Origin of the sequence: Gaetbulibacter sp. M235 (assembly GCF_043876835.1) — a bacterium.
Lineage (GTDB): Bacteria > Bacteroidota > Bacteroidia > Flavobacteriales > Flavobacteriaceae > Yeosuana.
In genome coordinates this window covers 169,794-182,370 of the sequence record NZ_JBAWJZ010000007.1, presented here as the reverse complement: position 1 = coordinate 182,370, position 12,577 = coordinate 169,794, and the positions used below count along the sequence as shown (strand labels likewise).

The 12,577-nt window shown below is 30.7% G+C and carries 10 protein-coding genes; 4 read left to right on the top strand and 6 right to left on the bottom strand.

Features of this window, described 5'->3' with window-relative positions:
- Entirely contained in the window at positions 1-1,257 is a 1,257-nt protein-coding gene (locus V8G69_RS12595; RefSeq protein WP_394882358.1) for a dihydroorotase family protein, read from the bottom strand.
- A complete protein-coding gene (locus V8G69_RS12590) occupies positions 1,254-3,176 on the bottom strand; it encodes a BatA and WFA domain-containing protein (protein WP_394882356.1) in 1,923 nt (640 codons plus the stop codon). Before V8G69_RS12590 ends, V8G69_RS12595 begins: the two co-directional genes overlap by 4 nt.
- 194 nt (positions 3,177-3,370) lie before the next feature.
- On the opposite strand from V8G69_RS12590, the gene V8G69_RS12585 reads away from it, so the two are divergent.
- Positions 3,371-5,263: a peptidase M61 gene (locus V8G69_RS12585; protein ID WP_394882355.1), complete on the top strand. Its 1,893-nt coding sequence runs from the start codon at positions 3,371-3,373 to the stop codon at positions 5,261-5,263.
- Positions 5,264-5,309: 46 nt separating this feature from the next.
- Here the strand turns inward: V8G69_RS12585 and V8G69_RS12580 are convergent, their stop codons facing one another.
- From V8G69_RS12580 to V8G69_RS12565, 4 genes are read right to left on the bottom strand one after another with little or no spacing between them, the layout of a single operon-like run.
- Positions 5,310-6,794 (bottom strand): S10 family peptidase, encoded by a 1,485-nt coding sequence (locus V8G69_RS12580; RefSeq protein WP_394882354.1) that lies wholly within the window; start codon positions 6,792-6,794, stop codon positions 5,310-5,312.
- A 43-nt stretch (positions 6,795-6,837) separates the two neighbouring features.
- Positions 6,838-7,602 carry a TIGR02757 family protein gene (locus tag V8G69_RS12575; protein ID WP_394882417.1) on the bottom strand — a complete coding sequence of 255 codons (765 nt, stop codon included), beginning with the start codon at positions 7,600-7,602 and terminating at the stop codon, positions 6,838-6,840.
- 11 nt (positions 7,603-7,613) lie between these two features.
- Entirely contained in the window at positions 7,614-8,279 is a 666-nt protein-coding gene (locus V8G69_RS12570) for an ABC transporter ATP-binding protein (protein WP_394882353.1), read from the bottom strand.
- 50 nt (positions 8,280-8,329) lie between these two features.
- A complete protein-coding gene (locus V8G69_RS12565) occupies positions 8,330-10,765 on the bottom strand; it encodes a DUF5916 domain-containing protein (protein ID WP_394882352.1) in 2,436 nt (811 codons plus the stop codon).
- Between the two features lie 185 nt (positions 10,766-10,950).
- Here V8G69_RS12565 and msrA point away from each other — a divergent pair, with 185 nt between their 5' ends.
- From msrA to V8G69_RS12550, 3 genes are all read left to right on the top strand, one after another.
- Positions 10,951-11,502, top strand: a complete 552-nt coding sequence (gene msrA / locus V8G69_RS12560) for a peptide-methionine (S)-S-oxide reductase MsrA (protein WP_394882351.1) — start codon at positions 10,951-10,953, stop codon at positions 11,500-11,502.
- A gap of 1 nt (position 11,503) precedes the next feature.
- Entirely contained in the window at positions 11,504-12,091 is a 588-nt protein-coding gene (gene folE, locus V8G69_RS12555) for a GTP cyclohydrolase I FolE (protein ID WP_394882350.1), read from the top strand.
- Positions 12,092-12,284: 193 nt separating this feature from the next.
- On the top strand, positions 12,285-12,551 hold the full coding sequence (locus V8G69_RS12550; protein WP_394882348.1) for a hypothetical protein: 267 nt from the start codon (positions 12,285-12,287) through the stop codon (positions 12,549-12,551).
- Positions 12,552-12,577: the final 26 nt, after the last annotated feature.

Sequence of the window (12,577 nt, the reverse complement as noted above, 5' to 3'; positions counted from 1 at the left end):
TTAAGAATTTAGAGAAACTTTATTATTTGAAATAATTCCGTATACTTTTCCTTTTAAATTTTGGTTTTCAAAAATAGCATTTTTTGATTTAGATAAAATGTCATTTGCAGAAAAAGTATATTTAGTATCAGGATTAAAAAGTGTGATATTCAATGTATTACCAATATTTATAGGTGTTTGTTCTACACCAAATCTTGATTTTCCTTTTGTTAAAAGTTCTATGGTTTTCTTTAAAGTGAACATGGTTTGTAAAGCACCAAAAGCACTTTCTAAACCGATGGTCCCATTTTTTGCATGATCAAATTCTACTTTTTTATGTTCGATATCAATGGGGTTATGGTCACTTGTCACCATATCAATAGTGCCATCTTTAATACCTTCTAGCAAAGCATCAACATCTTTTTGAATACGCAAAGGAGGTGAAACTTTATAAGCTGTATTGAAATCATTTAAAATATCATCTGTGAAAAATAAATTATGAATAGCTACACTGCAGGTTACATCTAGCTTTTTCTTTTTGGCTTCTCTAATTAAATCTACAGAACCAGCTGTTGAAATAGTCGGTATATGAAGCTTTCCATTGGTGTATTCTAAAAGGAATAAATCTCTTGAAACTTGTAACTCTTCTGATAGGTTTGGATTTCCTTTTAAGCCCAATGAAGTACTTGTAATGTTTTCATTCATGACTCCTAAACCAGTAATCCTATTATCTTGAGGGAATGAACAAACCAATCCATTAAAATTGCTAGTGTATTGCAATGCCAATTTCATGAGATTAGCATTTGATATAGGCTTTTGATAATCATAAAAGGCTACAGCCCCAGCACTTTTCATGTCAAATAACTCTGCCAAATCTTCTCCGTGGCTATCTTTTGTTAAAGCACCAATTGGTAATAACTTAACAGCATTATTTTCTCCTTTTGAAGTCACAAAAGTAACATCAGAATTACAATCTATTACAGGACTTGAATTTGCATTCATTGCTACAGTAGTAAAACCAGAAGCTGCTGCAGTTTTAAGACCATTTTTAATAGTTTCACGTTCTTCAAATCCTGGTTCACCAAAACAAACGCTGCTATCGAACCAACCTTGTGAAATGTGTAGGTTTTCAAACTTAATTTCCTGATATTTTTTTGGATTTTTTAATTGGTGACCAATTTGAGAGATGACACCTTTTTCAATTAAAAGATCTTGAGTTGTATTATGAAACTCGCTCTTAGGATCTATAATTTTAGCTGATTTTATAAGTATGTTCATTTAAAGTATTTTAATATGAGCATTTCAATAATCAAGAACGCTAATGCAAAAATAACAAACCATTTCCATAGCTCATTAATTTTTGTATCACTTTTTAATGTATTAAAAATGTCGGTAACAGAATCGTTTATTGTTATGTTTTTCAAGCTTGAAAGTTCCTGGTAATTTAGAATACTTTCAGCTCGGTTGTAATTATAACTTACATTTTGAATAGGCTCATTTTTATCACTGACCGAATAAATGTTTGAAACAGAAGGCTCGTCAACAGTTGTAATAACAACTTTATTGTTAAAATACTGCTGTTTAGGAATCAAATTAATATCATTGGAAACAAGCGATAAAATATCATCCTGATGGAGGTTTACAGAAACATCAAAAGTATTTTCATTTCCAATAGTAAAATACAAGGCAGGAATTTTAAAACTAGACTTGGCAATATTATAAAATGTTGGAACTATTAAAGGAGAGTTTTTAAAGTCTGAATTTGAAGCATCCAGTGAAGATGTAAAAATAAACCCTTTATTGTTTTCGATTAAAAATGGCTTATTATCTTCAAACTGAAGTATCAAATTATTTGCTTGATTTGTAACATTAAAAAAACTTTCAACTTTCGGGTATTGAAAGTTAGTTACCTTTTTTTCAAAAACACCATTGGCATATAAAGGATGTGAATAGTTTATTATTGTTACTTGTTTTTCAGTTTCTGAAATAGTCTCAAATAAAGTGTTGTAATTTGATAAAAGCGAATTGTAAGATTGAATATCAATATCTTTTGAAGGAATAACTATTAAAAATCCACCTTGATTTGTAAATAATTTTAAAACACTTGTTAGTGTACTTGGTATGTCCTTAAGTTCATTTAAAACGATTAAATTTTGCTCATTAATAATGTTGTAATCCAGTTGATTTAATAGGGTAGTTGTGTAATTAAACTCTTTGTCTGTATAAATACGCTTTAAAAAAGAATCATCACCATTATTTATGGTTAGTACATTTATTTTTGGCGTTTTATTAATGTTAAAAAATAAACTGTTGTCGTATTGTAAATTAGTGTCTTCAATGGTTATTCTACCATTTGTTATTTCATTTGTAGGAAGCGAAAATGATGTTTCAGCTTCTTTATTTAAAGTTACCGACGTTTTTGCAATCAATTGGTCATTGTTAAATAAAGAAACGGGTAAATTATCAATAGCAATACCTGTATTTTTTAGAATGACTTTTAAGTCTAAATTGTTTCCAGATGAATTAGAAATGTAGGCTGAATCAATAGATACATTATTTATGTTGATAGGATTTAGTTTAACAGCATGAATTTTGAACAATGAATCATTTAAAGGATTAAAAGCAGTGTTGTTTTGTTGAAAATCTGATATAAAAACAATGTTTCTAATTGTTGCTGAAGGTTTAAAAAGTTTTTTACATTTTAATAAAGCCGCATCATATGATAGTGATTTAGAAGAATAATCAAGAGTTAACAGCTCGTTTTTTATGGCCTTAACAGTTGTGTTTTTATAAGTGGTTTCATTTGTGATTAATGAAATGTTCTCGTTTTCTGGAACATCGCTAATAATATCTTGAACAGCACGTTTTAAAAGTTCTCCTTGGTTTCCTTTAGCTTGCATGCTGAAAGAATTGTCAAGGTAAATAACGGTTTCATTTTCAGAGCCAATAGCATCTGAGTTTGCAGAAAATGGTTGAGCAAAGGCAAATATAAGCGCAGTAAATAATAATAATCTGGTAAGTAGTATAAGCCATTTTTTTAATTGTGAGCTTTTGCGGGTTTGTATGGCAACCTCTTTTAAAAAGGCAACATTAGTAAACGCTTCTTTTTGAAATTTTCTAAATTGAAATAAATGAACAATGATTGGGATTAGCAGTAAAAATAAAGCGTAAAGAAGTTCTGGGTGTTTAAACTGCATTTCTTTTTAGATTTTTCAAACGTACATAATTTTTTCCATTTTTTAAGCATATCATAAAGCTAAAAATTCAAAAAAATGCCAATAAAATATGATTACTTCTCTTGCATAAAAAGTATTAACATAACATTAAGAATGTAAAATGTAACATAACTTTACATTTGGAGTCATAAAAATTAGATTTTAATAAATATAGCATGAAAATTAGATTTGTATCAGCATTATTTGTAGCAATATTACTTGCTAGTTGTAGTTCAACAAAAAACACAGGAAACGATTTAGCGATTAGTTTGCCAATAGATACTCAAATAAATTTAACTAAAGTAGTTGAGGATAAGGTGCCAGTAACAATTAATCCAGGGCGTTTTACAACAGAAACAGTAACTTATCATTTACCAAAAGTTGTTCAGGGCACTTATTCTGTAAGTGATTTTGGAAAATACATTGATGATTTTAAAGCATTTGATTATAAAGGAAATCAACTTTCTTTCAATAAAACAGATACTAATACTTGGGTAATTAACAATGCTTTTAATTTAGACTATATTACTTATTATGTAAATGATACTTTCGATATTGAAGTAACTGGTGGTATTGGCGGAGATACACCTTTTTCTCCGGCAGGAACAAACATTGAACCAGATGATTATTTATTAAACTTACATGGGTTTATTGGATATTTTGATTCATTAAAGAGCAGCCAATACAAACTTGAGGTAACTGCTCCAGCAGATTTTGTTCGCTCATCAGCTTTACAAAATGCAGGTACTAAAACCAGTGATGATGGAAAAACAGCCACAACAACCTATTTAGCATCAAGATATTTTGATATCACAGATAACCCAATGATGTATGGTAAATTTACTGTTGAAAAGTTTCAAGTTGGCGACATTAACATTGTGTTAAGTGTGTATTCTCCAACCAACAAGCATTCTGCAGCATCTTTAAAAGATGCGATGTTTAAAATGATGCAAGCTCAAAAGGCATTTTTAGGAGACATTAACAGTACGAAACGCTATGATATTTTCTTATATCTATCAAGAGGAGAACAAGATTCGCCAAAAGGCTTTGGTGCTTTAGAGCATCATACATCAACTGTAGTTGTTATGCCAGAAGATATGCCAGAAGATGCTTTAGACGAAAGTATGATTGAAACAGTTTCACACGAATTTTTTCATATAGTAAGTCCTTTATCTGTGCATTCTGAAGATGTTCATTATTTTGATTATAACAGCCCAACATTTTCAAAACATTTATGGATGTATGAAGGTGTAACAGAATATTTTGCAAATTTATTTCAAGTAAATCAAGGGTTGATTTCAGAAGAGGATTTTTACGGAAAAATGATGGGCAAAATTCAAACGTCATTGCAAATGAACGATAGCATGAGTTTTACCGAAATGAGTGAACATGTATTGGATGATCCTTACGCAAAACAATATTATAATGTGTATCAAAAAGGAGCTTTAATAGGTATGTGTGTTGATATTTTAATGCGTGAAGAAAGCAATGGGCAACGTGGTATTTTATCGCTTATGAAAGAATTATCAAAAAAATATGGAAAGGATAAACCTTTTGAAGATGATAAGTTGTTTGATGAAATTGTAGCCATGACATATCCTTCATTAAGAACATTTTTCGATACACATGTTATAGGAACAACTCCAATTAATTATAACGAGTTTTTTAATAAAGTAGGTTTAGAAATTAAAGAAGGAAAAGTTAAAACAAACTATATTCAAAATAATGGTAATTTAATAATAGGAGGAGACGGACAAAAAGGAACCATTTTCTTTACTGATTTAGTTGCTGATAATAGTTTTTGGACTGAACAAGGTGTGTTGCCAAATGATGTAATTAAAGAAATTGATGGTAAGCAAATGACCTTGCAAAATGCTAATCAAATTTTACAGGACGTTTATATGTGGAGTCCAGGAAAAGATATTGAAGTAAAGCTTGATAGAAATGGAAAAGAAATCATTATAAAAACCAAAACAACACAATCTTATACCAATGGAGAAGCATTAATGCCAAAAGACGATGCTACAGAAGCTCAGATAAAATTGCGTGAAGCTTGGTTAAAAGGATAAAAAATTAAACAATAAAAAGCCTGACAAATTTGTCAGGCTTTTTTGTTTAGTACTTAGCTGCTTTTCCTTTATAAGATGTGCTTTTAATGAATTTCCTTAAATCATCATTAGCAGTTTTTAAATCTTCTTGTCGTAAATACATCATATGCCCACTTCTATAACCTTTAAAAGTAAATCTGTCTTTCATTTTTCCACTTGGATCTATTTGATGCATCGTGTATTTTGCTCCAAAATAAGTAGTAGCACCATCATAATAACCAGATTGTATCATGACTTTTAAATAAGGGTTTTGAGCCATTGCTTGTCTTAAATTTTCTCTGGTATTGTCGTTTCTGTTGTCCCAAGGATGAACATCGCCAAACATATTATATTTTATATCAGTTTTAAAGTTTAAAAATTCGCGAATATAATAGTTTATTGCTGGGGTAAATGAATGCATCCATGATGTTAATTCTGGATTAAAATCCGGACTATCGCCACCTTCGGTTTTATCAATTCCTAAATATCTTGAATCTAATCTTCCAATTGTTTGTCCGGTTTTGTCTCTCAATAAGTCTTTCCAGAAAAAACTAGTAGAAACGTTTAAATTATTTTGTAAAATGGATTTTTTACTTAAACCGGAATAATAAGACATTTTTTCAGCTACATCTTGTTTTTCATTTTCAGAGATAAATCCACCTTTGGCAAGAGCAGGCATTAACTTGTTGAGCGCATAATCTTCAACTTCTGGTAAAATGTCTAACAAATCTTTATTTTGCAAATCTGCCGGCAAGGCTTTATGGTACCAAGCTGCAGCTGTAAAATACGGTAAATTTAATGATGAATAAACAGGTTGATTAGTGCTGTAAAGTTTATAGTCTGCAGGAGAAACCATAATTACACCATTTAAAAACATCCATTGTCTGCTTTGTAATTCGTTTGCTAATCCCATAACACGTGTGCCACCGTAACTTTCGCCAATAATATATTTTGGTGATTCCCATCGGTTAACCCTAGTTAAGAATGTATTCATCCATTCGGCCAAATATTTTACGTCGGCATTAATTCCAAAAAAAGTCTCTCTACTTGGTAATTTACCTTCTTTGTCGGTAATCATTCTTGAATATCCTGTATTCACTGGGTCAATAAAAACTATATCAGCAACATCTAAGATCGAGTTAGGGTTGTCCTCTACACCATATGGTTGAACCGGATAACCTTCAGAATCAATATTTAAAACTTTTGGACCTGTATATGCAATATGCATCCAAACTGAAGCAGAACCAGGACCACCATTAAATGAAAATATTAATGGTCTGTTTTTTTTATCAGTTTTATCTCGTTCATAATAGGTGTAAAAAAGGGTTGCGATAGGTTCTCCTTTTTCATTCCAAACGGGTTGTGTTCCTGCAATAGCTTTATACGAAATTGCCTGATTTTTTATTGTGATGCTGTGAAACGTTGTAACAGTTGTATCAGCAGGAATTTTAATGTTTTGTGAAAATACTGAACAAACCGAAATGGATAAAACCAATGATAAAATTTTTTTCATTTTGTATTTAAGATTAATTGTTTAAATATAAAGAAAACAAATGTTAAAAACCCTCAAAAACCCCTAAACCAAATAAGGCAAAGTCATATTTAACAGGGTCTTTTGAGTCTAATTTTCTTAATGCAGTGTCTAGTTCAATTAATGCTTTGCCATCATTTTGTTTTCTTTTTAGTAAGCCTAATTTTCTTGCAACATTGCCAGAATGCACATCTAACGGACATGATAATTGGCTTGACGATAAAGAATTCCAAATACCAAAATCTACACCAGCATTATCATTTCTAATCATCCATCTTAAAAACATATTAATACGTTTGGCGGCCGAATTTTTTAATGGATCGCTAATGTGCTTTTGTGTTCTAATGAGATGTTCTTCTTCAAAAAAGATAGATTTAAATTTCGAAATGGAACTTTGCAAAGAATTCTTTTCAGCATGTTTTAAAAATACAGATTCTAATCCGTTATGGTTTTTATATATATGTTGAAGGGATTTTATAAACTGGATAAAGTCTTCTCCGTTAAACGTTCTGTGGACAAAAGACTTAAGTTTTTCTAAGTCGGTTTCATGATGATTTAAAACAAAATCATATGGAGAATTATCCAGTAATTCTACCATTCGTTTAGCATTTTTTATAATGCTTTTTCGGTTTCCCCAAGAAATAGTAGCAGTTAAAAACCCAGCAATTTCAATGTCCTCTTTTAATATGAATTGATGTGGAACTTGAATGGGGTCGCTTTCAATAAATTGAAGTTTGTTGTATTGCTCAACCTTGGAGTCAAGAAACTCTTTGAGTTCTGCTTTATTAATGTTTTTAGCCACTAATTGTTTATAATTTTTCCATCAACCATTACAAGTTTTCTGTCTGCTAAATTGGCTAGTTCTTCATTGTGAGTTACAATAACAAAGGTTTGCCCAAATTGATTACGTAATTTAAAAAACAGACTATGTAAATTCTCGGCAGATTCGCTATCTAAATTTCCTGAAGGTTCGTCGGCAAAGATTAAATCTGGGTTATTAATCAACGCTCTGGCAACAGCTACACGTTGTTGCTCACCACCAGATAGTTCGTTAGGTTTGTGATGATGACGATGGGATAATCCTAAAAAATCTAAAAGCTCAACAGCACGTTTTTCTGCATCAGGTTTTTTTGTACCCTTAATAAAAGCAGGAATGCATACATTTTCAATAGCAGTAAACTCGGGTAATAATTGATGAAACTGAAAAATAAAACCAATATGCTCATTTCTAAACTTGGCTAAAGCTTTTTCGTTAAGCGAGTTGATATTAATATCGTTGATTATTAAATCAAATTTCTCGTTTTTTGAGGCAGAATCAAGGGTTCCCAGTATTTGTAGTAAGGTGGTTTTTCCGGCACCAGATGCACCAACAATAGAAACCACTTCACTTTTTTTTATGTGAATATCGACACCTTTTAAAACATGTAAATCATTATAGAATTTATGGATGTTTTTTGCTTGAATCATAAAAAGTAAATATTAATGGTGAATTTACTACTTTAATGTTTTATGTACAATTAAGAATTACTTTTCTTATTAAAAGCATTTTTAATTCCAGCATAATCAATAAAATATTGGATGCGTAAAGAAAATGTATTTTGAATAGATTGATTAAACAGGGTTTTTAAACTTGTTCCATATGAATCTTTTGCGGCATTATCATAATTGAATAACTGGTTTCTATATAAAGCTGTTAAAAAACTTCCCGGAGCAAATTGCCAGGAGTAGTTTAAATCTAAATTCCAAGTGTTATAGTTTATATTAGGATTATTTTCTAAACCATCAGCTTTATACCCTAAATTTTGATTTAAACGCCCATTATCTTCTAAAGTAAACAGATTGTTTTTATATTTTACAGTTGACCAATAATTTCTAAAAGTTAAAGATATTCCGTTGAAAGAATTAAATGTATAACTGGCTTTAATACTGTTTACCTGCGTTTTCCTATTGCGTTCACCAAAAACAATGTCATTTCCAACTGTTGTAACATATCCTCTATCATTGAATTCTTTATTGTACTCGAGAGAATAGGAGATTAATAATTTTTCATTAAATCGAATTCTCGGACTAACTTCAACCCAAAATTCATTTGTGTTTCTGTTTTTTTCGAAAAAAGTAGCACCGCCAAGGCTAGTATCAAAGGCGTATTTTTTATTGTAATTTGAAGAAAACCAAAGGTTAGAATTTATTCTGTCTTCATAAATAAAATAACGCCCTTCTGTTCTTGGCTCAAAATAATCAAATTGTTTACCTATTTGGTAATTTAAGTTTCCACCAAAGTTGTTTAAAGATTTAGTTTCTGCATTATAATTAAAACCAAAACTACTTCCTGTATATTCTCCTGGATTAGCTAATCGGGTATAGTTTACATAGGTGCCAATATAATAATTGTTTAATTTTTTAGTAGGTTCAAAAATTCTATAGGTAAAGTCTATACCAAAGTTGTTATAATTGTTTCTGTACAATAATCCTAAATCATTGATGTCATATTTGGTATCTGCATAACTGTGGTCAAAACTATACCTGAATTTACCATGTGATTTTCCAGCTCTAAAAAATGAACTAAATCCTGTTGAATTCCCTTCATCCAAATTAAGGCTACTCATTTTAGCTTCACCATAAGCACTATAAGTATTTCTCTTATTTGATACATCAAAAACTAACCCTGTAACATTAGCATCTCTAAAATGACCATCTCTGGTAACATTGGTATTTATTAAACTTATCGAAGAGTTTTTATTAAATTGTTGATCTAAAACCAGAATATTATAATTAGCTAATGGCTCTACAACTTGTTCTCTTGTTTCGCCAGAAATGGTGTCTTTTATGGTGGCATTAGTTTGTTCTGTAACAGCATTGAAAAGGCCAATTCCTAAACCGTTTTTTGTTCTGCCAGATAATTTAATAGCATTTAAAACTTTTACAGAATTTGGATAATTTTTAGTTTCCTCATTATCATTTAATACAACGTCTCCTGTTGGGCCACTTCCTACACGTCTGGAAAAAAATAAATCTCCTTTGCTAAATAAATCGACACCTTCTGTAAAAAATTGACGCTGTTCTGAGTAAGTTTGTTCAAATGGACCTAAGTTTAATTCTAAATCATCAAATCCTGCTTGGCTAAAATCGGGCACTAAAGTAGCATCTAACGTAAAATTTTCAGTAATTCCATATTTAACGTCAAGTCCAAAATTTAAATCTGTTTCTATATCACCTTCATAGGAATTCACTAACGATGAAGTGAATGGATAAAAACTAAGACGTGTAGGAGATTCAATATTTTCTAAGGTTTTAAGTTCACCATGGTATAAACCAGCATTTCCTTTTGTTCTATCTATTGGATTCCATGTGTATTGAGAACGGTTTCTCCTAAATTGTCTATGAAATTGTAAACCCCATGTTTGTACATTTTCATTTGAAAACCTAAGAGCTCTGTATGGTATTTTTACTTCAACTATCCAGCCATCATCAACCATGTTCACTTTACTTTCCCAAACTGCATTCCAACCAAAATCTTCTCCTATACTTGGATTGGAAATGGCATCGGCTTGTGTGCCAGAGCTGAATATAAAAAACTCGGTATCGTTTTGTGCATCATTATTAGGATTTAAGATAATTCCAAAAAAATCTGACTGTCCAAAATTATCTCTAGTAGTCATTTGGCGTATTATTTTTGAAGGATTATCATGCAGGTAAGCACCAAAATAAATTGCATCATCATCATAGGTGATTTTTACTTTTGTTTTAATACTATCTGTTTCTTTTATACCCATTTCTGGCCTGAATTGAGTGAAATCTTGAGCATCTTCAGATATTTTCCAAGTGTCATCATCTAAAACTCCATCTATTTTAGGAGCATTTTGAGTTCGCTTGATATGATAAGTTTTTTTGTTTTGGGAATAAACGGAAAGGTTAATAGCAATTAGAAAGGTGAAAAAAAGAAAGAATTTCATTAATTGATTTTTGATTGATGATTTTTTATGTCTTTTTTAAAGACAATAAAAAAAATAGTTTGTTACAGTAAATACTACAAATTTACGCAGGCTATAAACATTTAATCCTTAACTAAAAGTTAAAATGTAGCACCTTGTAAGGATTTAGCAATTAAAACAACTAATATTTACTTAACTTTAAAACTATGAATGATACTTTACAAATAGCCACATTTGCTGGCGGTTGTTTTTGGTGTACTGAAGCTGTTTTTAAAAATTTAGAAGGTGTAGAGCGAGTAGTTTCTGGCTATACAGGTGGATCAATAAAAAACCCTGCTTACAGAGAAATTTGTACAGGAAGAACAGGGCATGCAGAAGCTATTCAGATTTATTTCGATGAAACACAAATAACCTATAAAGAATTATTGGAAATTTTCTTTGCAACTCATGATCCAACCACTTTAAACAGACAAGGGAATGATGTAGGTTCCCAATATCGTTCTGCAATTTTTTATAGCAATGATTTTCAAAAGCAAGAAGCAATAGATTTCATTTTGTATTTAGAAAAAGAGGAAATATTTAACAATTCAATTACAACTGAAATTGTTGAAGTTGGTGTATTTTATAATGCTGAAGATTATCATCAAGATTATTATAATTTGAATAAAGAACAGCCTTATTGCCAATATATAATCAACCCTAAATTGAAAAAGTTAAAAGCAAACTATATCCATAAATTAAAGAAACAAACTAATTAAAATGGCTAACAAAAAATTTGAAGAATATAACATTCAGGTCACAGATGATGTTAAAAACAGATACAAAAATATCATTATAGATCTAGGTGAAGATATTTCACGTGATGGTTTGGAAAAAACGCCAGAAAGAGCGGCCAAAGCAATGCAATTTTTAACGCAAGGCTATCATCAGGATCCAGTTGAAATTCTTAAAAGTGCCATGTTTAAAGAGTCATACAATGAAATGGTAATTGTAAAAGATATTGAGTTGTATTCACTTTGCGAACATCACATTCTGCCATTTTTTGGAAAAGCTCATATAGCTTATATTCCTAATGGATATATTGTAGGTTTGAGCAAGCTTCCAAGAATTGTTGATGTGTTTGCAAGACGTTTGCAAGTGCAAGAACGCTTAACAGAGCAAATTTTAGATTGTATTAACGATACATTAAAACCACAAGGTGTAGCAGTTGTTATTGAAGCTGCACATATGTGTATGATGATGAGAGGCGTTCAAAAACAAAATTCTGTAACAACCACATCTGGATTTAGAGGTCAGTTTGAAAAAATTGAAACCAGAAACGAATTTTTAAAATTAATAGGAAAATAGCTTTGGTATATTTCTTGTTATTTTTTGATGGTTAAATTTTAACTGATTGTCCGTAATAAATCATATTACTGTCACCTCGAGCGCAGTCGAGAGGTTATCGTGCTTAATAAATTAACAATGAGGTCTCGACTGCGCTCGACCTGACATGGAAAGCCTTATTGTGACAGATTAAGGACATTCAAAAATTTTTAAAATGAATAAATACAAAAAGTTACTATTAAGTATTTTATTTGATGCCATTGGATATGTGTCCTATTTAATACCTGGAATAGGTGAGTTGTCTGATATTATTTGGGCACCACTATCTGCTTGGATAATGACTAAATTATATAAAGGGACTTCCGGAAAGGTTGCTGCTGTAATAAATTTTGCAGAAGAAGCATTACCAGGATTTGATTTTATTCCAACGTTTACACTAATGTGGATTTACAGCAATATTTTTAAAGGAAAAAGCAAGTAAAAAAATCACCCATAAATTTAAAACTT

Coding starts and splice junctions, on each gene's coding strand:
- V8G69_RS12595 (WP_394882358.1), bottom strand. CDS start 1,257: ATGAACATACTTATAAAATCAGCTAAAATTATAGATCCTAAGAGCGAG.
- V8G69_RS12580 (WP_394882354.1), bottom strand. CDS start 6,794: ATGAAAAAAATTTTATCATTGGTTTTATCCATTTCGGTTTGTTCAGTA.
- msrA (WP_394882351.1), top strand. CDS start 10,951: ATGAATGATACTTTACAAATAGCCACATTTGCTGGCGGTTGTTTTTGG.
- V8G69_RS12550 (WP_394882348.1), top strand. CDS start 12,285: ATGAATAAATACAAAAAGTTACTATTAAGTATTTTATTTGATGCCATT.
- V8G69_RS12590 (WP_394882356.1), bottom strand. CDS start 3,176: ATGCAGTTTAAACACCCAGAACTTCTTTACGCTTTATTTTTACTGCTA.
- folE (WP_394882350.1), top strand. CDS start 11,504: ATGGCTAACAAAAAATTTGAAGAATATAACATTCAGGTCACAGATGAT.
- V8G69_RS12570 (WP_394882353.1), bottom strand. CDS start 8,279: ATGATTCAAGCAAAAAACATCCATAAATTCTATAATGATTTACATGTT.
- V8G69_RS12565 (WP_394882352.1), bottom strand. CDS start 10,765: ATGAAATTCTTTCTTTTTTTCACCTTTCTAATTGCTATTAACCTTTCC.
- V8G69_RS12585 (WP_394882355.1), top strand. CDS start 3,371: ATGAAAATTAGATTTGTATCAGCATTATTTGTAGCAATATTACTTGCT.